Origin of the sequence: Novosphingobium aeonii, assembly GCF_052279045.1 — a bacterium.
In the GTDB taxonomy this organism is placed as follows: domain Bacteria; phylum Pseudomonadota; class Alphaproteobacteria; order Sphingomonadales; family Sphingomonadaceae; genus Novosphingobium.
Map to the genome: position 1 here is coordinate 1598725 of NZ_CP176833.1, position 25790 is coordinate 1624514.

26 protein-coding genes and 1 pseudogene are annotated in these 25790 nt (G+C 60.7%); 10 read left to right on the plus strand and 17 right to left on the minus strand.

From position 1 onward, the window contains the following. Positions 1 to 292 precede the first annotated feature (292 nt). Entirely contained in the window at positions 293 to 1303 is a 1011-nt protein-coding gene (locus ACLIMP_RS22395) for a sensor histidine kinase (protein WP_185998964.1), read from the plus strand. Positions 1304 to 1492: 189 nt separating this feature from the next. Here the strand turns inward: ACLIMP_RS22395 and ACLIMP_RS22400 are convergent, their stop codons facing one another. From ACLIMP_RS22400 to ACLIMP_RS22430, 7 genes are all read right to left on the minus strand, one after another. Further along, positions 1493 to 2584 carry a catalase family protein gene (locus tag ACLIMP_RS22400; protein ID WP_185998963.1) on the minus strand — a complete coding sequence of 364 codons (1092 nt, stop codon included), beginning with the start codon at positions 2582 to 2584 and terminating at the stop codon, positions 1493 to 1495. Between the two features lie 41 nt (positions 2585 to 2625). After that, positions 2626 to 3228 carry a flavodoxin family protein gene (locus tag ACLIMP_RS22405; RefSeq protein WP_185998962.1) on the minus strand — a complete coding sequence of 201 codons (603 nt, stop codon included), beginning with the start codon at positions 3226 to 3228 and terminating at the stop codon, positions 2626 to 2628. Further along, positions 3225 to 4010, minus strand: coding sequence for an SDR family NAD(P)-dependent oxidoreductase (locus ACLIMP_RS22410; RefSeq protein WP_185998961.1), 786 nt, complete (start codon positions 4008 to 4010; stop codon positions 3225 to 3227). Before ACLIMP_RS22410 ends, ACLIMP_RS22405 begins: the two co-directional genes overlap by 4 nt. 35 nt (positions 4011 to 4045) lie before the next feature. Beyond that, entirely contained in the window at positions 4046 to 5233 is a 1188-nt protein-coding gene (locus ACLIMP_RS22415) for a zinc-dependent alcohol dehydrogenase (RefSeq protein ID WP_185998960.1), read from the minus strand. Beyond that, positions 5233 to 5832 (minus strand): SRPBCC family protein, encoded by a 600-nt coding sequence (locus ACLIMP_RS22420; protein ID WP_443478392.1) that lies wholly within the window; start codon positions 5830 to 5832, stop codon positions 5233 to 5235. Before ACLIMP_RS22420 ends, ACLIMP_RS22415 begins: the two co-directional genes overlap by 1 nt. Positions 5833 to 6092: 260 nt before the next feature. Continuing rightward, entirely contained in the window at positions 6093 to 6356 is a 264-nt protein-coding gene (locus ACLIMP_RS22425) for a DksA/TraR family C4-type zinc finger protein (protein WP_185998959.1), read from the minus strand. 213 nt (positions 6357 to 6569) lie between these two features. Next, positions 6570 to 7370, minus strand: coding sequence for a transporter (locus ACLIMP_RS22430; protein WP_443478393.1), 801 nt, complete (start codon positions 7368 to 7370; stop codon positions 6570 to 6572). A 116-nt stretch (positions 7371 to 7486) separates the two neighbouring features. On the opposite strand from ACLIMP_RS22430, the gene ACLIMP_RS22435 reads away from it, so the two are divergent. From ACLIMP_RS22435 to ACLIMP_RS22450, 4 genes are all read left to right on the plus strand, one after another. Then, positions 7487 to 7936 carry a transglycosylase SLT domain-containing protein gene (locus tag ACLIMP_RS22435; RefSeq protein ID WP_185998957.1) on the plus strand — a complete coding sequence of 150 codons (450 nt, stop codon included), beginning with the start codon at positions 7487 to 7489 and terminating at the stop codon, positions 7934 to 7936. Then, positions 7933 to 8856, plus strand: coding sequence for a cation efflux transmembrane domain-containing protein (locus ACLIMP_RS22440; protein WP_185998956.1), 924 nt, complete (start codon positions 7933 to 7935; stop codon positions 8854 to 8856). The genes ACLIMP_RS22435 and ACLIMP_RS22440 overlap by 4 nt, the downstream gene beginning before the upstream one ends. A gap of 391 nt (positions 8857 to 9247) precedes the next feature. Further along, positions 9248 to 10153 carry a tyrosine-type recombinase/integrase gene (locus ACLIMP_RS22445; protein WP_221937281.1) on the plus strand — a complete coding sequence of 302 codons (906 nt, stop codon included), beginning with the start codon at positions 9248 to 9250 and terminating at the stop codon, positions 10151 to 10153. A 4-nt stretch (positions 10154 to 10157) separates the two neighbouring features. Continuing rightward, entirely contained in the window at positions 10158 to 11351 is a 1194-nt protein-coding gene (locus ACLIMP_RS22450; protein ID WP_185999475.1) for an IS91 family transposase, read from the plus strand. 561 nt (positions 11352 to 11912) lie between these two features. Here ACLIMP_RS22450 and ACLIMP_RS22455 read toward each other — a convergent pair. From ACLIMP_RS22455 to ACLIMP_RS22475, 5 genes are all read right to left on the minus strand, one after another. Further along, positions 11913 to 12728, minus strand: a complete 816-nt coding sequence (locus ACLIMP_RS22455; RefSeq protein ID WP_443478394.1) for a prenyltransferase/squalene oxidase repeat-containing protein — start codon at positions 12726 to 12728, stop codon at positions 11913 to 11915. Positions 12729 to 13130: 402 nt separating this feature from the next. Next, positions 13131 to 14033 (minus strand): dihydrodipicolinate synthase family protein, encoded by a 903-nt coding sequence (locus ACLIMP_RS22460; protein WP_443478395.1) that lies wholly within the window; start codon positions 14031 to 14033, stop codon positions 13131 to 13133. Positions 14034 to 14051: 18 nt separating this feature from the next. Continuing rightward, positions 14052 to 14669: a LysE family translocator gene (locus ACLIMP_RS22465; protein ID WP_186000017.1), complete on the minus strand. Its 618-nt coding sequence runs from the start codon at positions 14667 to 14669 to the stop codon at positions 14052 to 14054. Between the two features lies 1 nt (position 14670). Continuing rightward, positions 14671 to 14991, minus strand: a complete 321-nt coding sequence (locus ACLIMP_RS22470) for a DMT family transporter (RefSeq protein ID WP_186000018.1) — start codon at positions 14989 to 14991, stop codon at positions 14671 to 14673. A 212-nt stretch (positions 14992 to 15203) separates the two neighbouring features. Beyond that, the gene (locus ACLIMP_RS22475) at positions 15204 to 15824 is read right to left on the minus strand and encodes a LysE/ArgO family amino acid transporter (protein ID WP_186000019.1); all 621 of its coding nucleotides are present in this window, start codon (positions 15822 to 15824) and stop codon (positions 15204 to 15206) included. 73 nt (positions 15825 to 15897) lie between these two features. Between ACLIMP_RS22475 and ACLIMP_RS22480 the strand changes: the two genes are divergently transcribed. Further along, positions 15898 to 16788, plus strand: a complete 891-nt coding sequence (locus tag ACLIMP_RS22480) for a LysR family transcriptional regulator ArgP (protein ID WP_186000020.1) — start codon at positions 15898 to 15900, stop codon at positions 16786 to 16788. Positions 16789 to 16971: 183 nt separating this feature from the next. Here the strand turns inward: ACLIMP_RS22480 and ACLIMP_RS22485 are convergent, their stop codons facing one another. From ACLIMP_RS22485 to ACLIMP_RS22505, 5 genes are all read right to left on the minus strand, one after another. Then, complete coding sequence (locus ACLIMP_RS22485) at positions 16972 to 17916, minus strand: alpha/beta hydrolase (protein WP_443478396.1); 945 nt, start codon at positions 17914 to 17916, stop codon at positions 16972 to 16974. A gap of 446 nt (positions 17917 to 18362) precedes the next feature. Continuing rightward, a complete protein-coding gene (gene prfH, locus ACLIMP_RS22490) occupies positions 18363 to 18983 on the minus strand; it encodes a peptide chain release factor H (RefSeq protein ID WP_185998951.1) in 621 nt (206 codons plus the stop codon). After that, positions 18980 to 20080, minus strand: a complete 1101-nt coding sequence (locus ACLIMP_RS22495) for an RNA ligase RtcB family protein (RefSeq protein ID WP_443478397.1) — start codon at positions 20078 to 20080, stop codon at positions 18980 to 18982. The genes prfH and ACLIMP_RS22495 overlap by 4 nt, the downstream gene beginning before the upstream one ends. Beyond that, complete coding sequence (locus ACLIMP_RS22500) at positions 20077 to 20565, minus strand: hypothetical protein (protein ID WP_185998953.1); 489 nt, start codon at positions 20563 to 20565, stop codon at positions 20077 to 20079. Before ACLIMP_RS22500 ends, ACLIMP_RS22495 begins: the two co-directional genes overlap by 4 nt. A 384-nt stretch (positions 20566 to 20949) precedes the next feature. Further along, positions 20950 to 22011 carry an SDR family oxidoreductase gene (locus ACLIMP_RS22505; protein WP_221937338.1) on the minus strand — a complete coding sequence of 354 codons (1062 nt, stop codon included), beginning with the start codon at positions 22009 to 22011 and terminating at the stop codon, positions 20950 to 20952. A 104-nt stretch (positions 22012 to 22115) separates the two neighbouring features. On the opposite strand from ACLIMP_RS22505, the gene ACLIMP_RS22510 reads away from it, so the two are divergent. From ACLIMP_RS22510 to ACLIMP_RS22525, 4 genes and pseudogenes are all read left to right on the plus strand, one after another. Continuing rightward, on the plus strand, positions 22116 to 22496 hold the full coding sequence (locus tag ACLIMP_RS22510; protein ID WP_185998955.1) for a winged helix-turn-helix transcriptional regulator: 381 nt from the start codon (positions 22116 to 22118) through the stop codon (positions 22494 to 22496). 498 nt (positions 22497 to 22994) lie between these two features. Continuing rightward, a complete protein-coding gene (locus ACLIMP_RS22515) occupies positions 22995 to 24245 on the plus strand; it encodes a DUF4062 domain-containing protein (protein WP_443478398.1) in 1251 nt (416 codons plus the stop codon). A 64-nt stretch (positions 24246 to 24309) separates the two neighbouring features. Continuing rightward, positions 24310 to 25266, plus strand: coding sequence for a hypothetical protein (locus ACLIMP_RS22520; protein WP_443478399.1), 957 nt, complete (start codon positions 24310 to 24312; stop codon positions 25264 to 25266). Positions 25267 to 25292: 26 nt separating this feature from the next. After that, positions 25293 to 25457, plus strand: a pseudogene (locus tag ACLIMP_RS22525) (IS6 family transposase); the annotation flags it as partial. Between the last annotated feature and the right edge of the window lie 333 nt (positions 25458 to 25790).

Sequence of the window (25790 nt, forward strand, 5' to 3'; positions counted from 1 at the left end):
TGCGTCGCGACCCAAACCAGAAATTATCAGCAGAGCTATCGCAACGGCCTTGTTCGTCGGCGGGGTCTCTCGAGGATAAGGGTAAGCCGGCCTGTGCCCAGCCTCGATACATTTAGACGCGGAGCGCCATGTGTGCTAAAAGCTTCTTATCGGATGACAATGACCCAGCGAGCATTTGTCCGGCAGAGAGCTTCACGCTCGCGCTTGCGCGACTGGGGAACGACATTTGCGGCAGACTACAAATACAGTCTTGGCTCCTGAGCAAACGGCCCTTTTTTGTATGGCGCCGTCCATGCGCGAGCGAGTGGACACGTTCGACTGGGATGCCACGCCGCTGGGCGCACGTGCGGACTGGCCATCCGAACTTGAAGTCGTCGTGCGCCAGATTCTCGATTCGAGATTTCCCAAGGCGATAGTCTGGGGCGCCGGTTTCACCACTATTTATAACGATGCCTTCGTGCCCATTCTTGGCGACAAGCATGTCGCGCTCGGCCGTTCGTTTGCGGAGATATGGTCGGAGAACTGGAGCGAAATCGGACCGATCGCCGAACGCGCCTATGCCGGGGAGCCGACCTATATCGAAGACTTCCCGCTGGTCATCAATCGCACTGGCCAAAATGAACAGACGTGGTTCACCTTCTGCTACAGCCCGCTGCGCCTTGCCGACGGCAGTATCATGGGCATGATGGATACCGTCATCGAGACCAGCGACACGGTAAGGGCACAGGCGAGCCTCGCACTGGTCAACGAAGAACTCGGTCATCGCTTGAAGAACACGCTGGCACTGGTGCAGGCTATCGCCACCCAAACACTGCGTGGGGCCGCCGAACCATCGGCGATCGAAAGTTTCAACCACCGCCTTGGAGCTTTGGGGCATGCGCATGACGTTTTGCTCAAGCAAGACTGGGCGTCGGCATCGCTACGCGAGGTCATAGACCATTCCCTTGAGCCGCACGATCCAGGTGGACAGATCATGCGAGAAGGCCCCAACCTCGCCATCGGCTCGCGGGTTGCGGTGGCGCTGTCGCTCATGCTGCACGAGCTTGCCACAAATGCCGCCAAATACGGCGCGTTGTGCGTTGCTGACGGACGGATCCGATTGTCATGGACGATCAATGGCGATCATCTGGATTTCCATTGGCATGAAACCGACGGGCCGCCGGTGACGGCGCCGACCGCCAAGGGATTTGGTTCGCGACTGATCGCGATGGGGCTTGGCGGTTCGTGTAAAGTCGAGCCACGCTATGAGGTAGACGGCCTCAAGCTGGATATGCGCACGCCAATCGCCGAACTCGCCGGCTGACCCTCTCCCGTTGAAGATGGCGCTTCCAGTGGGGTTCAGTACCTGTCCTGAGATGTAGCTTGAACCCTTGCAGGCAAGAGATCAGGACGGCGCGCGCTATCTCGGTTGCTCTGCCGTAACTGATCCTTGCTGAGCTGTGCGGCCCGCGGGTTTTCCGATGATATTCACCAAACGGTCCGCACCTTGTGCTCAAGCCGAAAGGTCTGCGGTTGATGGCTCGTGAATCGGACAACCGCCAAGGCGCCCCCGCATCTCCACCGACGCCGCGTAGGCAACCTTGCGGGCGCGCATCACGGCGCCCAGCGGGCGATGCGCTTCGATCCCGTGCCACGGATTGAACGATGTCTCGTCGTCCAGCCTGCGCGCGCGATTCCATGTCCAGCTTTCCTGCGCGGGAACACGCAGCACTGCGATAGGAACATAGGGGTTGTCCTCCTCTGGCCAGGCAACAGAGGCATCCTCGACCGGGTTGTTCTCCAGATCGCGGCAGAGTTGCGCGCGAAGTTCCCATTCGCCGCCCTCTGCCGCCAGCGTGCGCGCGATTTCCTCGCGCAGGGCATCGCTCCGGCCCGCAATGTCGATTTCTTCGCCTTGCAGGGCTTGGAAATTGGGCGAGCGCGGAAAGAGCCCGAGTTTCGCGATGTAATCGCCGTAACGGATGGGCGCCTGCGTGAAGAACGTTTCGCCCAATGGATGCGTGTTGGGATGACCGCCCATCTGTTCGAGCGCCGGGCTTTCGCTGCCCAGCGCTGCCACCCCCTTCTCGACGGTTCGGAATACAGCGGAAACCGCTTTCTTGAGGCCTTCGGCCTTGTCGGTCGTCTTCGCCAGCAGCTTGAGGTTGGCGAGAAACTTCTTCGGGCCGGGGGCGGGAAAAGCCTTGCCGTTGGCGAGCAGGAAGTCCTGCGTCCTGGCACCTTCGCTGCCTTCGAGCCTCTCACCATCCACATCGACGAGCTTGATGGCGATGCCGCGCAGGATCGACACAGAGTCGGGCAGGAGGTCACCGGATCCGGTGGAGATGCGAACCAGTACTTCGAAGGCGCGCGGAACGGCGAACGCACCTTGCGCGAATTCAGGCGGCAATTCGTCGAGGACATCCAGCTGCCCTTGCAGCAAGGCATGGCTCTTGGCGTGGACGCCGCGAAGCGCTTGCCCGGTATCGGCATGGGTGGTCTCGATGATCTTGCGAAACGTCTCCGCGAGTTCCTGCTGAACCTCCGCTTCGTCCGGTTCGATCGTTTCGACGTCCGGCCGGTAGTGCACGGGTGGCTGGGTCATGATCAGTCTCTCTTTTGTAGGGGTGGCGGAGCGAACGATCGTCACCCCGGGAAAGGTGCGCCCTTCAACAGGGAAGCAAGATGCGCCGCATTGGAGGCAAGCATCTCAGCGGTCTTGGCTACCATTTCGGGAGTATCCGGCAGATCCTTGAAATCGGTCGAACCCATTGCCTCTCCGACCCAATAGCACACCGCGATCGGTGGGATCGTCCATCCCACATCGTTGAGGGCCTGGAAGATCTGCGCCGAAGCAGCGTGCGCGCCGTCTTCGTTGCCGACGATCGCGGCAACTGCCAGTTTGCCGTAGCTTGGCATGCGGCCCTGATCGTCGGTTTCCGACAGGAAGGCATCCATCCTTTCCATGACCCGCTTGGCGACGCTGCCCGCTTGCCCCATCCAGATCGGGGTGCCTAGCAGCAGGATATCGGCGGCGAGAATCTTTTCGCACACTTGAGGCCAGGCATCCCCATCGCCTTCGTCGGAAGTGACCCCGGGCTTGATGTCGAGCGCCGCCGCGCGGATGGTGTCAGCGACAATGGCCCCCTTGCTCTCGAAGGCCGACTTCAAGACGGCGATCATCGCGTCGGTCGAGCTGGCACCGCTTGCCTTGAGCGTGCAGTTGATAGGCTGGACAACGATGCTCATGCGCCGCCTCCCGAACCCGGTTCGGCCATCTTTCGGTGCTGATTGGCAAGCATGGCCTGCGGGACAATGCCGGCAGCGGCGACCTGCAGCTTGTTGGAGAAGCCGGAGACGATATGCCCCTTTCCGGCAAGCAGGGCATCCCAGTCATCCTTTGCGACCTTTGCGGGATCGGCCTTGCTGTCGTCCTGCCCGACGCTGGTATCGCCCAGCCCGGCACGCTCGAAGAATTCGGTGTCGGTGACGCCGGGCATCAGCGTGGTCAGCGTGACCCCGGGGCTATCCTTGGTCTCGTTCCTGAGCGCTTCGGTGAAGTTGTCGACGAAAGCCTTGGTGCCGTTGTAGACGGCATTGAAGCTGCCGGGAATGAAACCTGCGATCGAGCCTGTCACCAGCACTTTGCCGCCGTTCCGGGCCACCATCGGGCCAAGTACCTTTTGAATGAGATACAGCGTCCCCGTGATGTTGGTGTCTATGACGTGTCGCCAGTCACTGACGCTCTGATCCAGGAAGCCTTTGCCGAGCCCATGGCCTGCATTGGCGCACAGCAGGTCGATGCGCCGGGCTCCGGCCTTCTCGAGAAGGTGATCGACGCCGCCTGTCGTCGATAGATCCACCTCCAGTGCCTCCACGGACACTCCAAGACCCTGCAGCCCTGCGGACGCGTCCACCAGCGGTGTGTCGGCCACGACCAGCAAATCGTAGCCATCTTTTGCCGCGAGCTTCGCCAGTTCAAGTCCGATGCCGCTGGAGGCGCCTGTGATGATTGCGAATTTATCCGCCATGAGATGCTCCTTGGCCATGAATTGGATGTTGGGGGTCAGGCACTGGCGCTCAGGCCGGGCCTGAGGACGACCTTCGTCACCTCGTTCTGCTTATCATGAAACATGCGATAGCCGTCAGGCGCCTGTTCCAGCGGCAGCGTGTGGCTGATCAGAAATGTCGTATCGATCTTGCCCTCGAGGATCGCGTTCAGCAGCCCGGGCATGTAATGCTGGACATGGGTCTGGCCGGTCTTGAGCGTCAGGCCCTTTTCCATGAACGCGCCGAGCGGGAACTTGTCGACAAATCCGCCATAAACCGCCGGCATCGACACGCGCCCCCCCTTGCGGCAGGCAAGGATGGCCTGACGGATCGAATGCGTGCGATCGGTGCCCAGGAACGTCGATGCCTTGATCTGGTCGATGACGTTGTCGACAAAGAAGCCGTGGGCCTCGAGGCCGACCGCGTCGATCACCGCATCGGGTCCGATGCCGCCGGTCATCTCCATCAGCGCTTCGTAAGTCTTCGATTTCTCGAAGTTGATGGTCTGCGCGCCGAACCTCTTTGCCAGTTCGAGGCGGTGCGGGAAATGGTCGATCGCGATTACCCGTTCGGCTCCCATCAAAAACGCCGACTGCACCGCGAAGAGCCCGACGGGGCCGCAGCCCCACACCGCGACCGTATCGCCCGGCTCGATCTGGGCATTTTCGGCGGCCATCCAGCCGGTGGGCAGAATGTCTGAGAGGAACAGAACTTCCTCGTCCTCCAGACCCTCGGGGATGACGATGGGCCCCACATCAGAGAACGGCACACGAACGTATTCGGCCTGTCCGCCCGCATAGCCGCCAGTCATGTGGCTGTAGCCGAACAGGCCGGACATCGGCTGCCCGTAGAGCGTCTGACCGATATCCTGATTGTCGGCGGGATTGGCATTGTCGCAAGCCGAGTACTGGTGCTTGCCGCAGTGAAAGCAGGAACCGCAGGCAATGGTAAAGGGGACGACAACTCGCTGCCCCTTCTGCAGGGTCGAGCCGGGGCCGGTCTCCACCACCTCGCCCATGAACTCATGGCCAAGGATGTCGCCGGCCTTCATCGTGGGAATATAGCCATCGTAGAGATGCAGGTCCGAACCGCATATCGCCGTCGCGGTGATCTTGATGATCGCATCGCGCGGGTTGAGAATTTCGGGGTCATCGACAGTGTCGACGCGAACGTCGTGCTTTCCGTGCCAGGTCAGGGCGCGCATCAGGCGTTCTCCTCCTCGAGCTGCTTTCTCGTTCGTGCGGCGGTGGCGATCTCGCCTGTTTCCATCAGTTGTTTGAACCGGCGCAGGTCGCGGCGTGCCTGGATGGCGGGTTCGCGCTGGAAGATCTTGGCAACAAGCTTGCCGACGAGGCCTGCGGGCGGATCGTAGATGATGGTGGCTGTAACTTGCGTGCCGCGGCCGCCGGGCGCGTCTGCGAAATCGATCCTGCCGCTGTTGGGAACATCGGCTCCCTCGGCAGATGCCCAGGCAATGCACTCGCCTGGGTGATCATGGGTTATGACGGCATCCCATTCGACCGTCTTTCCGCCAGGCGCCTTTACCACCCAGTGGGTGCGCAGGGCGTCAAGGATATCCACGCGCTCCACGTTGTCCATGAAAGTGGGCAGCTTCGCGAAGTCGCGCCAATAGGCGTATAGGTCTTCGCGCGGTCGATTGATGGTGACGCTGCGCCCGACCACGCTATCGCCCCGATCATCGTCAAGACCCGCGGAGTGGGCGGTCGCATCCGCCGCCCGATGAGATTTTGATGTCGATAGAGGTGCGTCGTCGCGCGCGGCCAATGGCTGCGGTTCCGTCACGGCAATTCTCCTGATGGTGAACTGCTCTAACGGTGCCCTGCATAACCCGTTCCTCATCGGCACGGCGTAATTCAGGGTTTTGCGGCAGATTGCTCAAAGTTGAGATGAAGCGAAAATGTGTCGCACGCTAAATCAAATCTCGAACAATATTTTCGTGAGTACGCATAAGGCAGGAACGTATTATCGTCGTGCCATTGCTGGGCCCGCGATCTTATTTTGTGTGGCCTGCCCTGAATTGAAGCCTGTCACCTGTGATCGCCTCAGCGAAGCTGGCTATCCTTGCTGCCCCGCCGGTTGATGGATGAGAATTTGGTGCCGCGATCGCGCCGGTTCTGACACGCCACACAAGTCCTTGCGCCGGGAAGAGCGGCACGGCGAGCGGCGGGGATGGCTTCACCGCATTCCTCACATTCCGATAAGCCCACGCCTTTGGGCATGCGTGCCCGCGCTGCATTGACAGCATCTGTCACGCTGTCTTCTATCTGATCCTGCACTGCGCTGTCGGGCGCCCAGCCGTTCGCCATGATACCAATCCTTTCCCTTACGTAAGGAGTGAGTGGTTCAGCAGGTTCCGGGCGCCCGAAGAATATCGGCGAATGGCATCAATCGCCATGCTGCCGGCAAGGAACCTGCAGAAGCAATGGACGACGCAATACGGTCCCTTTGCCCCGTTCCTGAAAATGTGATGCCGGCCACGCCGATCGGTTCACGAAAGGCGCCGCTATGGCGGCGGATATCTAGAACTTGCGACTGATGCCGAGACCGAAACGCACATCCGGCGTATCGGCATTGAGGCCCATCGTCGTCTGAAAATCCAATTGAGTGAGATCGTCCGTGCGCCATGCCAGCGAGAGGGCGGCGCTGGCCCGCGTCGTGCTGCCTTGCGGATCTTGGTCGCGGGTGAGCTCCAGTTCCGGCGCGATGCGAAATTTCTCGGCAATCGTGAACTGGAAACCGGCGGCGGAACCATAAGCCAGATGCCGCCCGGATCGGTCCTCGTCGGTCGCCGCTTCGATGCGGGGAGAGATGGCGAACGCAACCGTATCGCTGAACTTGTAGCTCAGCGGAACGATCAACCCCGCGCTCCAGTCGCCGTCTCCCACGCCGTTCGTCGCCGTTGGAAGCGTCGCATACGCAAGGAGTCCTGCCGCGATGCCGTTTCCCTTCTCCTGCGGGTGCCGCAGGTTCTGCTTGAGGCCGATCGTCACATCGCCGATACCGCTCGAACGTTCCGAGACCTCGCTGCTGTAATCCTTGCGCACCATCCGCGTGAAGGCCGTCCAGCCGACCTGAAGTTCCGTTGTGGCGGCTAAACCGTAACGCACCTGCGTCTGAGCCAGCCCGAGCGTCGTCTCCCTGCCGTCGCCATCCGTATCGCGCTCCCAATCCGCTAGGCCGAGTTCAATCTGAAAATGCCCCGGATCGACGGTGCACGCGGCAGTGGTGAGGCCGGGGCGCTCGGTGCACAGCTCACGCAGTTCCGGCGCATCGGCTGCTTGATCCTGGGCCAGGGCCGGCGCGGGTATCACAAGCGACATGCCATCAGCAACCCCGGTTTCCGCATCGTTTCCCTATCGTGTCCATTCTTGGCTCGAAGCGAAACAACACCGGAGCCTGCTCGTTCCTCCAATCATGCAGGAAAAGGGGAGAGCCGATGAAAGGCCGGATCGTTGGAATGATGCTGACGCTGCTCGTTGCAGGCTGCGATGGGCTGCCGCGTGACCCGGCGAAGACTCTTACGCGTATCGAGCAAACCCGCATTTTCGATGTTGGCGTGGTAGCGGGCACGCCCGATGAACCGGCTACGCACCGACTTATCTCCGAGGTCGAGCGGCGAACCCAGGCCCGTGGCCAAATGCACGAAGGCCCAGGGGATCAGCTGTTCGGCGACCTCAACGCCGGAAAACTCGACCTCGTAATCGGCACGTTCTCGAAAGACAGCCCCTGGAAAACCGATGTGACCTTCGGGCCTGCCCTGCAAACGCTGCCGGGTTCGGAAGCGCCGCTGGAGTTAAAGACTGTGATGCGCAACGGCGAAAACCGCTGGATCATGCTGGTCGAGCGCTCTTCCCGCGTGGTGTCGGCAGAAGGGAGGGCACAATGACCAGCAGCCTTCCCGATGAGTTGCGCCCGGCCATGCACGCAGCCATTCGCCTCGAGTACTGGAACTTGTTCTGGACCGCGACCATCATCGCGGTGATGGGACTGGTCCTAGGCCAGAGCCAGACGATGAAAACCGCATGGGTAGAAGACACCTTGGGCGTCGTGCCGCCGATCATGTTTCTCATCGCCGCACACCTGGAGCTGAACGGGAAGCGATCCCGGAAATTTCCGTTCGGTTTCGAGCGGGTGAATGGTCTGGGGTTCTTCGTCGCTGCGGTTGCCTTGACCGCTGTGGGCCTGCTGCTGCTTTACAACGCCGCCATCGCGCTTGCTACCCAGGAACATGCCAGCGTCGGTTCGATCGTTCTGCTTGGCTACGACTTTTGGCTAGGCTGGCTCATGATCGCCGCGCAGATATATTCGCTCGTGCCGCCCATGCTCATCGGACGCAAGGAACTGCCTCTGGCCGAAAGGCTCAACGACAAGCTTCTGCACACCGATGCCCTGATGAACAAAGCGAACTGGCTGACCGGCGCCGCAGGCCTTGCCGGGATCATCGGTCTTGGCCTGGGCTGGTGGTGGGCGGATTCCCTGGCGGCCGCGATCATATCGCTCGACGTCATCAGCGACGGCGTCAAAGCCTTGCGATCCTCCACCGCAGAACTCATAGACGGTGCTCCAAGAGCGCTCTCCAGCCCGAATCTTTCAGATGACGCGCTTGAACTCCAGCGAAGCCTCCAGGCCGAGTTTCCAGAAGCTAATATTCGACTTCGGGAAACAGGTCGCTTGATCCGTGCAGAGATCCATGGCGTTCATCCACCAGAAGAAAAGCGTCATCCCCGCCAGTATTGGTCGAGACAAGAAGATCGGTCATGGCGTCTCGCTCAGGTCGGCTTCGTCCCGCCTGCTGGAAAAAATTGATTGCCCCTTGCCTACAGAGAAACCGAGAGTGCTTTGTCGCCAATGTCGGTTATCGCAGTCCAACTCTCTAAAGCCGCCATTCTCCTTTCGGCCATCTTGAGCATCCAGAATGGGAAAGCTGCCGGTCCGCACCTGGGAGCGTAAAATTGAGTGCTGAATCACCGCAAAGGGTCGACGGGGGAAGTGGCTGCAACGCGCCCATCCAAGCCGCTCAATTGGAAAAGTCCCGCGCCTACGAGCGGTCAGTCCGGTTATGGCCGGGGCTGGGACAAGGACGAACCCGCTCCGCGGGAGGGGTGTTTGGGGTGAGGTCGCGCCGTAATTGCCAGACGTTGGTTGGGGCGGAGTCGCCATGAGATTGTGAGGTTCCTTCAACGCAAAGGAACTCACCATGGACACTACGATTATGTCGGCCCCCACCGGTTCGCTGCGCCAGCGGATGCTACAGGATATGAAGCTTCGAGGACTCGGGGTGCATACGCAGCAGGACTACATTCGCCACGTACGATCCTTCGCCGCGTTTCTGGGCCGCCCTCCCGACACCGCCAACGCAGAAGACCTCCGGCGATTTCAACTCGACCAGCATCGGCGCGCCGTTGGACCGGCGACCATCAACGCCGCAGTATCGGCTCTGCGCTTCCTCTTCACCATGACGCTCAAGCGGCCGGAGATTGCGCTGGGTCTTTCCGTCATACGGTGTGAACCCAAGCTTCGAGATGTCCTGAGCGTCGAGGAGGCCGCACGACTGATCGAGGCAGCCCCAGGCATCAAGTACAAGGCCGCCTTCAGCGTGGCTTACGGCGCAGGTTTGCGCGTGTCCGAAGTCACCCACCTCAAGGTTGGAGACGTCGACAGCGAGCGCATGATCATCCGTGTCGAACAGGGCAAGGGACGCAAGGACCGTAACGCCATGCTCTCACCGCATCTGCTGGATCTGCTCCGGCAATGGTGGCGCGAAGGCAAGCGCCGCGGAGTGATGTTGCCCCATGGATGGCTGTTCCCGGGTCGCAATTGCACGGATCCGATCTCGGCGCGCCAGTTGAACCGCGCCGTGCATGAGGCGGCGGAGTTCGCCGGGATCCACAAGCGAGTGAGCCCGCACACATTGCGCCACTCGTTTGCCACTCACCTGCTTGAGCAAGGTGTGGATATCCGCGTCATCCAGGTGCTGCTAGGCCACACAAACATCGACACCACCGCCATCTATACCAAGGTTTCGAGCAAGACCATGCGGGCGGTGGCCAGCCCGCTCGACCAGATTGTGGCCTTGATGGAAGGTAGAGCACCTCCCGGTTAAGCCGGTGCGCATCTCGCTCGAGGTCGCCGATATCTTCCGTTGTGCCGGGTCCGCGTATCGCGCAGCCCATGCCGGGCATCTCAGTCTCGGCCAGCTCAAGGTCATGACGGCCATCGAGAACTGTCGCACCGCCGCGCTGGGCGGTCACATCGAGGCCTGCGACGACTGCGGGCACTGGCGGGTCGCCTACAACTCGTGCCGCAACCGGCATTGTCCCAAGTGCCAGGGCGCCGCGGCGCGCACCTGGCTGGCGGCGCGCGAAGCCGATCTGTTGCCGGTCGGCTACTTCCATGTCGTGTTCACTGTACCCGCCGAGATCGCCGCCATCGCGTGGCAGAACAAGGCGGTGATCTATGACCTGCTGTTCCGCGCGGCTGCGGACACGCTGCTGACCATCGCCGCCGATGCTAAACACCTCGGCGCACGGGTCGGCATCACTGCCGTGCTGCATACTTGGGGATCGGCGCTGACCCACCACCCGCACGTGCACATGATCGTGCCCGGTGGCGGCATCGCGCCGGACGGCACGCGGTGGATCTCCTCGCGCCCCGCCTTCCTGCTACCGGTGCGCGTGCTGGGCGCATTGTTCCGCCGGCTGTTCCTCACCCGCCTGCTGGCATTGTTCGATGCCGGCAAGCTGGGCTTCTTCGGCGCTCATGCCCATCTTGCCGCCCGCACGACATTCCTGCGGCATCTCTCGCCGATCCGGAAGAAGCGCTGGGTGGTCTATGCCAAGCCACCCTTCGCCGGCCCGCAGGCAGTCCTGGCCTATCTCTCGCGCTACACCCACCGCGTCGCGATCTCGAACCGGCGGCTCATTGGCTTCGACGGGTCCGGCGTGACATTCCGCTACAAGGATTATCGCCGTAATGCTGCTGAACGTCAGCAGGTCATGACGCTGGCGACCGACGAGTTCATCCGCCGCTTCCTGATCCACGTCCTGCCGCGCGGCTTCCACCGCATCCGGCATTATGGCCTGCTCGCCAGTTCAGCGCATAAGGAGGCCATGGCACTGGCTCGTGGGCTGCTGGGCCTCGCCGCGCCGGTCGAGGAGCCCGAACCCGACGAGCCGCCTGATCACCGCCCGCCATGTCCGTGCTGCGGCGGGCACATGACCATCATCGAGGCCTTCGCGCGTTGGTATCAGCCTCGCGCACCGCCGGCGCCAACATTCCTGACCCGGAAATACGCGCCATGATCCGGCATGGCTCACCCTACAGCATGGCCGAGGTCATTCCGTCTCGGCCCATACGGAAAAGTGCGCCCACCTCACGGGCTCGATCAAAACAGCGCACATTGCATACCGGGTCAGGGAAGCAACGCGGCCTAATCGTACCCAAAGCCCTTGCCAGCCTGCCTATGATGGGCAAACTGGCACGTCTGCCTCAGTCAACCAGATCCACACCAAAGCCCTTTTGCCCATAGATCGGTGGATGGGGCCCGCGGGTTCCTCCATGTCAGGATTCCGTACGCAAGCGCCCGAAATCCTTGGACATTGCCGCCATTCCCAGGCAGGCGTCGAAATGGCGGCTTTCAGCCGAACACCAGACGTTCCAAGAGACAGCAAGTAGCTGCAGGGAACGGGCAACGCTGGCCGATTGCGGACTGACTGCTTTGCGGCGGAAGGGCGCGAGTAGCTGATCGTCCGGTATCATATTAATTACGGGCGCTTCCGAAATAGTGGGCATTCATTGCAAAAGTATTTTTTATCGCAACGACCTTGAAACGGCCGGCTTTGGTTGAAGTGTGCCGTTGGAATCTATCGACGCATTGCCAGTGCGGCCATGCCGGTCGCTTCGTCGGTCATGAAGAGGTAGGCGTCGGTACCAGGCTTGCGATCCTTATTGATCGACTTTGCCGTTACAGAGCCGTCCTTGTTCTGATGAGCAGCCAGCCAAGTCTGCGCCTTCATGAGCGCCGCCGCGCTGTTCACTCCTCCTACCTCACGCAGAATTGCGGCAAGAATCGCGGTGGCATATCCGTCACTCTCTTCCGGCAGATTGGAGCCGTCGATCCTCTGCCAGGTTGATAGGCTTGGTAAATTCCATCCGCCGTCCGCTCGCTGGGATGCGACTAATTCAGAAATCACTTTGCTTCGCTGATCCGGCGACAATACGCCGCCAAGCTGGTTGTCAGCCCACAGGATAAGTGCGCGGGAATAAAGCGAGCCGGCGATGCCTGTTCGCAGATAGGCACGCAATGCTTCAATCTGCGGAGCAACCGCCGGATCGGCGGCATACCCGTCCGGCGCACGCGCTACAGCCAGCGCGGCCAAAGTAGCTCCCCAATAGGTCGCTGTCGGGGATTCGAAAGGTTCCAGCCGGAAGTTGAGCCAGGTGAAGCCGCCCTTCTGATCGCCTGCCTTCATTTGCACGCCCCACATGTTGGCGAAAGCCTGTCGCGTGTCGGGTCCAAGGTGACCGCGTTCCTGATCGCGTGTCGCCAGTATCAGCGCATTGAGAACGGCCTCGACGCCGCGAGATTCTGCCGACTTAGGTACGCCGCGTGTCTGGTCTGGATAGAACGGCTCTACCTCATCCCAGAGATAGACTCGCTTCACCACATCATCAAACATTGCCATCTCATCGACGCTTTGGCGTTGCTTGCCTGACGGGTTGCGGAGCGATGGCATAGCAAGGACATGCGGCAAGGAGGTGTGGCAAGATACACAGCGTGTGCCATGGTCCCGCTCAGCCTTGGGCCATTGACGCCACCAAGTGAGGCGATTGTCCAGATAGGCTGCTGCTGCGGTACCATTCCAGGTCGACTTCTGTGTGGGCAAGGCGTCTCCACGCGCGACTATCACCACGGCTAGGAGAGCGGCTGAAGAAATGAGCGGCCAGCGTATCATGCAGCATTCCTGACGATGAGAGGAAAAGGATAATGTCGAGGCGCACGGGCGCTATGCGTCATTCGACGTAATCCGCTTAATGGAGCTTGGTCTTCAACCCTTGCTATCTGCAAGGCTGTGCATGGTTCAGCTGGCAATCAAATTCATGCTATCGATGGCAGCCGGTAGCTCGGCTAACTGGTCCTTGCCGACATAGGCTTGCACCGGCATCGGGGCCGTCCCGACTTCAAGGTCGAGGATTTCTGCAATCCCATAGATGGTACGCAAGCTGCCGTACCTTTCGAAGATCGCCCACATCGGTGCGCAGAGCGCCTGCAACCTTTTGGTTTCGGCAGCATCGCCAGCCATTGCAGCTGTGGTCAAGCGGACCGCTGGCTCCGGCAGCACACCCGCAACGACGCTGTGCCAGGCATCGGCGCCTGCCATGAATGCCGGCGCAGCACACCAGTCGCCGCTATAGCCAATCCTGAAATCCTCCGGCACGCGGATGCGAAGCTCTTCGATTTCGGAAGCATAAGCTTCGTCATCGAGCGGCGGCATCTTCACCCCGGCGATGTTCGGCACGTGGGCGAGCTCGACGATCAGGTCGTGCGAGAACTTGAAATTCGTCGTGCCCGGATTGTTGTAGATGCACAGCGGCATATCAGTCGCAGCGGCGACTGCTTTGAAGTGATGCTCGACCTCCCTGGCGGATAGCTGCGCGTAGGACATCGGCGCAAGCAAGAGACCGCTGGCCCCGGCACTCTGGGCTGCAACGGCAAGTTCGCAGGACCAACTGGTTCGCAACGCTCCGACCCCTGCGACCACAGGCACACGGCCGGCAGCCGCTTCAACCGCAGCCGAGACAGCGCGATTGCGCTGATCCCGGTCAAGGTAGGCATAAGTCCCCGTGCTACCGAGAACGCTTACCGAATTGACGCCTGCACCCGCAAGGCGATCGACAAGAACGCCCAGCGCATCGGTATCGACAATGCCGTCCACGTTCGCCGGCGTCGGCGGGAAAGCGGAAAGACCCGTGAAAACCGTCATCTCTGTTTATCCAATCCTCTATCGGCTGAAAAGCAGGCGTGCGCCGGCGCCGGCGAAAACGATACTGAGCGTCCCGTCGATCCAGCGTCGAGCTCTGGCATAGCCTTTGACCATCGGTGCCGTCGAAAACAGCGCGGCGTAGCCGAAGAAGATGAGCATTCCGAGAAGAACACAGCCGCCGAACGCCAAGGCCAGATGCTCTGCCGAAGCATGTGCTCCAACGCCGAGTGACATCAGGGCAACCCAGGCGAGGATCGCCTTCGGATTTCCAACGTGCATGAGCACGCCGCGCCGGTACATGGCACCCAGATTGTCCTCTCCTGCTGAAACCATCAGCGGCGCCGCATCCTTTTGCATGGCGCACCGGGCGGACTTGAAGGCAAGCCACAGCAGGTAAAGACCGCCGGCGATCTTCAGGATGGTAAGTGCCTGTGCGTAGCGAATGACCAGGGCTGCAAGGCCGGTGACGGCGATCAAGCCCCATGCGAACGACATCGTCACCACGCCGGCGGCCATGGCTGCAGCGGGCCTGCGTCCGTGACGCATGGCGATCCCCATGATGCCCATTGTGCTAGGACCAGGGCTGCCTGCCGTCAGGACATAGGCGCCGTAGACGAGGACCAGATCTTTCCACATGCTACGCGGTCGCGAAGAACTTGGTGCCGACGACGCCGACAACGACGAGAGATATGAAGACTATCTGCACCGGATTCAAACGCTCCCCGAACAGGACAACGCCCATGACGGCGACGCCGACCGCGCCAAGACCGGTCCATACCGCATAGGCGGTACCTGCCGGAAGTGTCCGCATGGCGAAAGCCAACAGGCCCATGTTAACGAAATTCAGGATGATGGGGACGGACGCCGACGTCCAGTTTCCCTGCGTTGCCGTCCATTTCATACTGAGCGCCCATGCGATCTCGGTAACCACTGCGATCCCGAGTACGATCCATGCCATGGCCTATCGTCTTCCCGTTGCAATCATCCCCGAGCGCCGATCGTCCTGCTCCCACGGGGATGCGTAACCGTGCTTCACCGCAACCTCGGATATTGAGAGCAGCCAATGCCGGATCGATGCCACCGGTGACGGCGTGCGGTTGTCGGCCGGCGCGGTGCCTGGATGCCGGGGCTGCAAAGGTCTGCGCATGTCCTGCCTCGTCATCAGTGGGGTCATAAGAAAATCCTTCCAGTCAGAGATGCCGCCAGGGTCAGCATGACGATACCAACGATGGCATCGAGGACCTTCCAGGCCGCAGGCCGGGCGAAGAGCGGGGTCAGGATGCGCGCGCCGTAACCAAGCGCTGCGAACCAGGTAATGCTCGCCGTCGCAGCACCGGCGACGAAGACAGGACGCAAGGCCGGTGCGTGCGCAGACCCCGCTGCCCCCATCAGCAGCACAGTATCTAGATAGACGTGCGGATTGAGGAACGTGAACGCGGCCGTCGCCCCCAGTGCGCTGCCCAACGTTAGCTTGCCTTGTGCCGATACCGCCATGGCTTCGGGTGCCATCATTCGCTGAAATGCCTTGAGGCCGTACCACGAAAGGAATGCGGCGCCGCCAAGCGTGAGAACCAACGTCAACTGGGGCATCGCGCCAAGCAGCGCCCCCACACCGCCGACACCGGCGGCAATGAGGATAGCATCGGCGCAGCCGCAGAACAGGACGATTGTTCCGACGTGCTCACGCTTCAGCCCCTGTCGCAGGACGAACAGGTTCTGGGCACCGATTGCCATGATCAATGCGGCCGACATTGCAAAGCCGGTGACGAAGGTGGGCAGGACGTTGGTCATGGACCAGCCTATGCCTGTACGCAGCGATTCAGGGAAACTTGTTCTTCTACATCTGATGAAGTACAGCTAAATCATGCTCGACTATCCCGCACTCGCCGCCATCGCTACCGTTGTGCGTGAAGGAAGCTTCGAGCGGGCGGCCGAACGACTGGGCGTTACCCCCTCGGCGGTGTCCCAGCGAATTCGCGCTCTGGAGGAGCGGCTAGGCAGCATCGTGATTGTGCGGGGGCAACCGTGCCTCCCAACCGAACTCGGGCGCAAGCTTTGTGCCCATGTAGACATGGTGCAGTTGCTGGAGGCCGACCTTGCTCCGGTGCTGTCGTTCGCAGATGGTCGAACAGAAAAGCCGGTCACGCTGAAGCTCGCTGTAAATTCCGACAGCATGGCGACGTGGTTCCCGGAAGCCGCAGCGAAATTCTCTCATGCCACGGGTTACCTTCTCGAGTTTATCATTGAGGACGAGGCCCACACTGCGGACCGCTTGCGCTCCGGCGAGGTCATCGCTGCAGTCTCTGACGACCCAGGGACGGTCCAGGGCTGCAAGACGATTGAGCTTGGCAACCTTCAGTACTTGGCTTGCTGCAGCCCGGAATTCGCTGATCAGCACTTTCCCAACGGCGTCACTGCAGAGGCCCTCCAGAATGCTCCTTGCCTGCGGTTCGAACGCAGGGACGGCCTCCAGGCGCGATGGGTGCGTGAGAATTTCAAGATCGGACTGGACGCGCCGATGCACTGGGTGCCGTCAAGCATCGGGTTCTTGAACTTTGGATTGTCCGGCCTGGGATGGGGCATGCATCCAGCCATGATTGCAGAGGCCAAGATTGCTGAGGGCCAACTCGTCGAGCTGGCGCCAGGGCATCCGCTTGAGGTGAAGCTGTACTGGACGGTCACAAGACTACATGCTTCCGCCCTGCGCACGTTTACCGAGGCGGTACGCAGCGTTGCTAAGAAGACCCTGATCTGAATTCGACGGGCGCACAATCGGCCGCTCACCTCTCCGTCGCTTCCGCGCTGAAGGTCGGCTTCCAGCATCGTCAAATCGATCCGTGAATGGCTGGAATGGGCGCGTTGCTGCCAATCCGTCGCCGACCCATTCCAGACGCTCAACGCTAAAACTTTCCTTCCCAGGAGCCGACTGGCCGCTATCCTACTGGCGGAGCCCGACTGTGACCGGCAGTAGGTACTTCAGCCCGTGGGTGAAGCCGCGCGGCGCGACGCTGACGTGATCTTCGTCATTGAGAACTTCCGTCTGCAAACGAAGGGAGGGATATCTGCGGGATCGCAGGATCTGATCCATGTCCCTGGTATCAGTCACCATATTGGCGGATTTGGAAAAACGCGCATCGCCGGGTCGCGTCTCTTCGTATTCGCCAATGTACATGTAGACCCGCGCCGGCAAGTCGTCGTGGCTGGTCGCGTAGGCGCGTGCCTGATTCACCATGAAATGATGATCGTACCAGAACGAGGGGCTCCCCAGAACATAGCCATCAAACAGGCCGGGTTCGCTCAGCAGGATCTGCATGCCGAGCAGCGAGCCGTATGAATGGCCCAGAAAAATCCGCCGCTTCTCGTCCGTCCGGTAGCGTTGAGCGACGAAAGGTAGCACTTGGTCCCGAACATAGGTTTGATAGGCCTTCGCTTGACCGTGTACCGCTCCCTTCGGCGATCCGGCAGGGCCGTTCTCCGTCGGCGTGTAATCGCGACGGCGGCTTTCCACGCCGCCTTCCCCTTTTGCATAAGAGACCCCGACGAGGATGAACTCTTCGATGGTCGGCCCCTCGACATTGAGACGGCGGCCGATCTGCTTGAGCATCGGGAACGCGTAATCGGCGTCCGTCGCATAGATTACCGGATATCGACGCTCAGGCTGTGTGCGGTAGGATGGCGGTAGGGCCACGAAGACCTGATAGCCTCGTTGCGATGCGGGATCGGGCACGTCCCATACCTCGCTTTCGGTGACCTCGTAGGGCCGCCCGTCCCCTCGTTGTACGGCTACGCCGGGCGTCTCTTTTGCCTGGGCCTGTCCCGTGGACGCATCCGTGCAGGCGGCGAGCGCGTTGGCACAGAAGCCGATGAAAAGGAATTGCTTCAACAATGCCGCCCCCGTCTTAACAATCTCGAGCTTAGATCCCGGCGGCCCCCGGCCGTCAGAATTCGTAATCACCGTAGAGTGTTAGCAGTCGCTCGGAAGACTGTCTCGATCACGTCAGCCCCAAGGAAAGGCGCTTCGTCGCATCGCTTGAATGATCAGATCGGCAATTTCATCGCCATCAAGAGCATTCAAACTAAAATCAGGCTGATTGGATTAAGACGAGTGCCGAGCGGTTTCTGAAACCGACCGTTCCCAGTCATTCAGCCGCCGATTCCCAATCCCCAGATGCGGACGTTCTGCTATTCCGACAGTTACTGCTCAATAGCAGCCCTTCCATCCTTGGCAGTCAGTTCGCAACGGAGCGACGTGTACACGCAGCATTCGCCCCGCTTAAAGGTCGGAGAAATTGCTGAGCCGGCCGGACATGCCGTCCGGCTCAGCAAGCCTCATTCCTTCAGCACGAATCTATTTCCAGAATAGATCCTGACCGCATTGCCGCGTTCGAGATCCTGATGGGCCTGCCATTGCAACCTTTTTGCGCCGTCATTGGCTTGCCCACGCCGTTCTTCCAACATGATTGCCAACTTCATCCGAGCCAGTCTTCGGTTGGCGTGTTGGGATCGTTGCTCCTGTGCCGTGGCCACCAGGCCAGTCGGCCGGTGCGTGGCCCGAACCGCACTGTCCGTCTTGTTGACATGCTGGCCGCCTGGTCCGCTGGCGCGCATCGCCTGATAATCGATGTCCTCATCCTGCAGGTCCATGATCGCGTCAGGCTCGGGTGCAAGCGCTACGCCAACAAACCAGTTCCGCCGCTTGTGGCGGGGGCGGAAGGGGCTGGTCCCGATCCACTGGTTGGAACCTATGCGCTTCGCAGCAAAGGCCGATGCTGCCTCGCCCTCGATGCGGAGGAGGATCGAGGACGGCAAATCCTCCAAACCCTCGAGCGCTTCGCATTCAAGACCCATGCTCTTGGCCTCCTTTGCGAAAGCGCGCCCCAGTTGCGCCACTACCCATTGGCATTCCTTGGGGCCTTTGCCCGCCGTGATGTACAGGATCACTTCGCTCATGCCGCTCTCGTCTTGTAGCTGAGTAGGGGGCGAAGCTTGGCGATGACACGGATCAGGCCGGCACCCTCCAGATCGGCGATAACCATGCCAATGTCCTTGTAAGCATCGGGAGCCTCTTCGAAGATCAACTTGCGATCCTCGCAGATGACATGGCTGCCGAGGGCGGTGCGCTGCATGTCCGCGACGTTGAAACGGCGCGAAAGGCGGGCATGGGCATCCTTGCGGCTCCACTTGCGGCCCGCGCCATGGGCCAGGGAATGGAGAGCCTTGTCGGCGTCGTCCACTATGGGTTCCACCAGGTAGCTGAAATCCCCTCGCGAGCCGGGGATGGTGACCAGACCTCGATCAGCAGGCGCAGCCCCCTTACGGTGCAGCCACCCGCCTTGATGCGGCGTCACGCTGTTATGGCAAATGTCCAGCACCGACCGGCCGCCGATGCCAAGACTTTCGCAAAAACGCCGGGCGATGATCTGACGGTTCACAATCGCCCAGCCAAGCGCAGCGTCATGCTCGGCAAGGTAGGCCGCGGCCTCCGGGCTGTCTGCAGGTATTCCATGGCTGATTTCCGGCTGTCGATGGGCTTGTAAGACGGCTTGACCAAGGCCTCGCGAACCGCTGTGCACCATCATCCAGACCCGGTCGTGCCGCAAGCCAAAGGCCGCGAAGCGCGCCTCGTCCTCCACCGCCTCGATCCGCTGGAATTCGACGAAATGGTTGCCCCCGCCAATGGTGCCCAGCGCAGGGCTGGTCAGGTCGGGCGGCGACCCAGCCTCTTTCAGGGCTGCTGCGCCATCGCCCGACCAAGGAGCGTCCAACCCTTTCAGTTTGCGCTCCACGCTGCCGAGCCGGAACTTGCGCAAAGGCGAAGTGGTCTCACACAATGCCATGCCGCAGCCGATGTCGCTGCCCACCAGATGGGGCCAGATGCGATCCGGCGACCAGAAGGCGGCCCCCACGGCAATACCATTGCCGGCGTGGAGATCGGGCAGGCCGACAACGCGGGCCATACCCTCGTAATTTGCCGTTGCCTGAAGTTGGTCGAGTGACAGCGGATCGAACCGCGATGGATCGTTGGCGATCAGGGAGATCGGAGTCATTGTGCGCCTCCCCGGTCATTGACCATTCCGGAGATCAGCATCGCCTCAAGCACGGACATGTCCTTGAGAACCCCGTCACGCGGATCGACGAACAGCTCCCGACGCCGGAACCATTGCCCCCGGCGGCCGAGAACCTGGCCTTTAAACATCCACTCGCCATAACGCCCGATCGAAATACGGGTCAGCACGAAATCCTCGAGATGTTCGCGTACGTGCATCTTGACAGTGCTGCCCGTGTCGAGCTTCGCACAGATCTCGCTGAAGACGGCGTCCCACTGGCGTCCACGCTGGCGCCGCAGATAGCGAAGCAACGGGGCAAGGTTCTCGTTCAATGACTTGGTGCAGGGCGCACCGATGCGGGCATGGCGCTTGAGACCGATATGGCGTGCGTCTGCTTGAGGGATCCTTTTTAATTTGGGTGAAGTGGCGTGGCTCGCACCCCAGCGGGGGCGTTCGACGATCACCTTGAACATGTCATCACGCATGAAAAGCCTCCCCGAAAAGAGGTGTGACGACGACGGAAAGTCTGGAAAAATCAGCGGTGCGAGGGCCGCGAAAAGCAATCAGGCGAGAAGTGTCGCCCTTGAGGCAGTTGCCCATGCAATCTGTTCCTGAACACAGGGAAATGAGAAGTTGTTTTCGTCACGGTCAAATGCTGCGCGCATGATCTTCTCCTTTCCTCGTTCAAAAACAGGCCGATATTGGCTGACGTCCATTTATTGCAGATTGCCGATGGACGCAAGCCCTGTGGCCCAATGCAATGAAACGGACAACGGATTCCGGCATTGTCGACCTTTACAAGACACTCTGCCAGCGTTTTTGGTTCCTCAGGTGCGGAACGTCCGCTCATCTCTCCCACGTGTTCAGCATCACGGGATGAGGCGATCCGCGCGGAGCCGTTCGAATAGCGCGTAAAAGGCCTCGTCGGTCGACTGATATGCCGTGAAGCCGAGCCGCCGGCTTTTTGACATGTCCGTAACGACCTCGATCGGTCGGCCAAGATCAGCATCGGTGTGCCAAGGCGACGCGAGGCGCGACAAATCCGGCTCAATCAGACCTTCGCGCTCGGACATCGCCCGCCAGATCTCGGCATCATCCGCCATCTGCTCTTCCAATGGCCGGACGGTTCCATCAAAAGGCTCCGCCTCGATGCCGAACCAGTCTGCTATCCGGCTCCACATCCACTGCCAACGGAATACATCGCCATCGACCACGTTAAAATCTTCGTTATGGGCTGCTTCGGTCTCCGTCGCCCATAGCAAATGGCGCGCCAGTTGCCCGGCGTCGGTCATGTCGGTCAGGCCGTTCCATTGTGCGGCCGAACCGGGGAAGATGAATGGCCGACCGGCGTCCCGGCATAAGGAAGCGTAGACCGCCAAGGTCGTTCCCATGTTCATGGCGTTGCCAATAGCCTTGCCGATGACCGTGTGGGGACGATGAACGCTCCAGGTAAAACCATCGCGCTGCGCCGCCGCGAACAGTTCATCTTCCTGAGCATAGTAGAAGTTCTCGACATCGAGCCGACCTTGCTCTTCACGGAAGGGCGTCTGAGGCAAGATCCCTTTCCCGTATGCCTCGAACGGCCCCAGGTAATGTTTGAGCCCGGTGACCAGCGCGACGTGGCGAGAGCCTGAGGCCTTCGGCAAGCTCGCCAGCAGGTTGCGAACCATAGCGCCATTCACCCGGATGTTTTCCGCCTCGCTGTCCTGGCGTAACCATGTGGTGATGAAGACCGCCTCGGGGTCGATTTGCGCGAGTGCCGCAGAGGTAGCCTGCGCATCCTGCAGGTCGGCAAGGATGGGCAGCACGCCGTCCTGCTCGACCGGGCGCCGGGACAGCCCATAAACCGTCCAGCCCTGCTCGACCAGCAATGCAGCCGTCGCGTTTCCCACTATGCCGCTCGCGCCAACTACCAACGCCGTCTTCGCCATGATCGTCACCTTCGTCTCGTTCAAGAGCAACTCAACTAGGCACGATGCGCTTTTGGTTCTAGACGGCACCAAATAGGTCACTAGGCACCAAAAGGTAACCAGTCATGCTCCCCGGTACCGCTGAAGAAGAATGGCGCGAGGACTGCGCCCCGCGCCGGGTCCTGTCGCTGTTCGCAACCAAATGGACCAGCATGGTGCTGCACACTCTGCATGCGCGCCATGGTGGCGCTTGCCGCACTGGTGCCTTGCAGCGAAGCCTTCCCGGCATCTCAAAAAAGATGCTGACGCAAACTCTGCGCGATATGGAAGAAATCGGCTTGATCAGCCGTCATGTCCAAAGCGATATTCCACCGGCGGTCGAATACCGCCTGACCGCGCTGGGCATGCGTTTCGTTGAGCCGGTCGAATTGCTCTATGCATGGGGGCGCGATAATCCCGATGCGCTCGATCAGCTTGGCACCAGACCAACGAGCCGACGAAGCTGACATCTTCAACTGAGGATTGACCGAGGTAGCGATTGTGGCCGCGGATCAGAAGTCATCGTGGTGCGACAGGTCATCTTCCTTGCCAGGACCGCGGAACACCTTTGCTGTCCGGTCCCAGCGAGACGTCGGCATACGACCCTTTGCCGCCATTCAGACACCAATTTTGCATCCCTACGTCCGGACCGTCCGGTAACTGGCAGGTCGCGACCACAACGCGTCGTTCGCCGGTCGGGCTTAGAACGGCAGCTTCCGTTAGATCCCGCCGTTCGCTTACTGCGGAACCGCCAGGCGGCAACGCGCCCCAATCGCGGTCGTTCGCGGAGCCGTAGGTCATCCCGACAATCTCATCCAGTTCATCGCGCGGCAGTTCGAACTCAATCCGATGCGCCGTTTCAGTGAAGGCGCCGGTTGCGACCTCGGTTGGTCAATCGAAAATCGATCCCAGGTTTTTGGCGAGTGGGGGACGCGCCAGGCGCAAATTGATGCTAAGCTGACGCTATGCGGCGGCCCACCATTTTCCTTTCCTCGACGATCTACGACTTTCACGATCTGCGCAGCGCGCTCAAAGATTATCTCGAGCTCCGCGGATGCACGGTCTACGCGTCCGACTACAATGATTTTGCGAAGGATCTCGAACCACATTCCTACGACGCCTGCCTCAAGGCGATCGAGCAAGCCGATCTATTTGTCCTGCTGATCGGTTCACGCGTCGGCGGACTGGTAGACAAGGAAACACGCAAAAGCATCACTCGCGCTGAATATGAACGCGCCTACGAACTGGCCCAGCAAGGTCGGATCCGCATCGTTGCATTCGTCCGCGACCAGGTCTGGACGCATCGGGAGAGCCTCAAAGAGATGGAGCGATTCCTGAAGGAGGATCAGGAAGCGCAGCAGGAACGGCCGGTCACAGTCACCAGCATGCCGACCAAGTTTATGACCGACGCGACGACCACCATCGCGTTCATCGAACTGGTGTCGCGCAATGCCGATACGTCGAAAGCGTTGAAGGGCGAGGGCGCGCTCCCGATCAACAATTGGCTGCACCCCTTTAGGACCTTCGGCGAAATTCGTGCCGTGCTCGATCCGCTGATTTTTGCCGGGCTCGACGTGCCGCAGGCAGCGGGCCGAGCCGTGCTCTACTCGCGCCTGACCACTTTGCTGCAAGACGTGCTGATCAAAGGCAAAGAGGGTCCGATCACGCCGATTAATCGAACGCATCGCCTTGTCGCATCGATCGGGCTCACACTCGATCGTGCCAAAAGCGGTGTCGAGCTCGATGTCGAAACCTGGTCGACCCTGATTTTCCTGTGCGGTATCGCCCTACGCGTCCGTATGGACCCTGCGCCACTTGTGCCGTTCCTGTCGGATCCCCTGCTGCTGGCATACGATCCCGCGACCGGGACCTTTCGTCCGACGGACGAACACGCCGCGCTCGACAACCTTATCCAAGCAATCGCCGGGTTCAATCTGGCGCGCGACGGTTTCAAGTTCACCGACTTCGTCGGCCGCAACAGGGTTAGCAATCCGCCGCTCCGAGTCGATGGATTTCAGCTATCGACGCTCCTCCATATTCTTCTGCGCTGGTCGACCGTCGCCAGCCTCTCTCTGGCACTCGCGCGCGCAATGGGCGGCAAAACCTTTGAACTGCCTACCCCGCTCCCGCGCGGCCCATTCGTAGATCAAGAAGCCGGGCTGGCCGAGGAGCAGCTGACAGCGGACATGGTGCGCGCCTATATCGAGCGGTCATGATCGCCACCGCTCCCCGTCCTGCCGGCCTGACCTGGCCAATGCCGTCGTTTGATTGGGTTCGCCCGTGAGTCTCGAACACATCGGTGTCGGCGCGTTCCAAGGTCGAATGTCCCGGCCCAACCGTTGGCTGCGTCGCTACGCGCTCTTCTTTGATCGGTTCGAGATCATCGACCTCGACGAAGCGATGGATGAGCAACGTAACGGTGGATATGGCAAGATCGAGACGATCACCGAGTGCGATTGGCTGATAGAGCGGGGATATCTGAAAAGGACCTCAGGCACAGCCATTCTTGGGGATATCGGCTTGCCGGGGCTGGACGGCATCGACGCGCAACTCGACGCGCTCCTCGACGAGATGAACAAGCATTACAGCCAGCATATCCCCGGTGTTGAGCCTGACGATGACGATCGCGTTGGCGTGCAAGCGCTTGCCGATGCGCATATGGAAAACTTCAGAATGTCGTGCGACGTCGCGGCGCTCTATGCCGAGCGTGCTGCCTTAAATATCCGGCGCTCCGGTCGGGCGATCGCCACCAGCCTTGAAATGCCACCGCAGCGGCGGCGGGCCGGCCTAGATGCAAACCTCAATCAAGCGGGCCTCGCAAAGTTCGTGATTGAAGGCCTGCCGGTGCCCGCGCGACGAGTGCCGTGGGAAGACATACTCGCCTTTCGCAACGACGCGGATTCGCAAGACCGTCTGCGCAGCTTGCGCGCCTGGATCGCGGCGACTGCGCGTGGCGGAATCAGCCTAGCCGAAGCGTCCGACCAAATACATGACGCCGTATCACGCTACCGCGATCATGTCCGCGGTGCCGGCATCGCCCATGACCTTGGTGTGTGGGAGTCGCTCGTGCGATCGGGCATATTAGGCACTGAGATCGGCGTTGACGCGTGGATGACGAGCGACACTCCTCGACCGTTCGGGCTGTCATTGCTGACCACCAGCAGCATTCAGGCTGAGCAGTCCGCGCCTGGCCGCGAACTGTCCTATCTCGTGAAGGTCGAAGACGCAGGCTTGTAGCCTACGGTGCTCAAAGCCTAGTGGTGATGATGTATGTGCGATTTCTGCTGTCGCTGCGGAACGTTGAGGACCTGCTGGCGGAGCGCGGCATCGACATTTGCCATGAGACCGTCCGGCATAGGTGGAACAGGTTCGGTCCGATGTTCGCCGACGATATCCGCCGGCAGCGCGTGTGGCGAACCCTCGAATGCTTCTATCCCGCTGACAAAGCCACGCGACACGCACTCACTCACCGCGGATGAGCACGGCAACAGCCAAATCGCTAGGCAGATATGACACCTTTCGAAGCCGGCACGTTGACAGCAAATGACCGCAACTGGTCAAGTCCCGCCGTCCGAGGACATTTTACGCGAACAGCAGCTATCGTGTGGTGGCGGTGCAAAAGCGGACTGGCGGCAAGCGGCCCAATCTCTGTGGTCTGCGAAACCCGCGCGGGAAACGCTGAACGTCGGCATTTGGCAGGACCTGTCGTTCTACGGGTCGCCGGCGAATGGCAGGAAAGTCCAAGGATTTCGGGCGCTTGC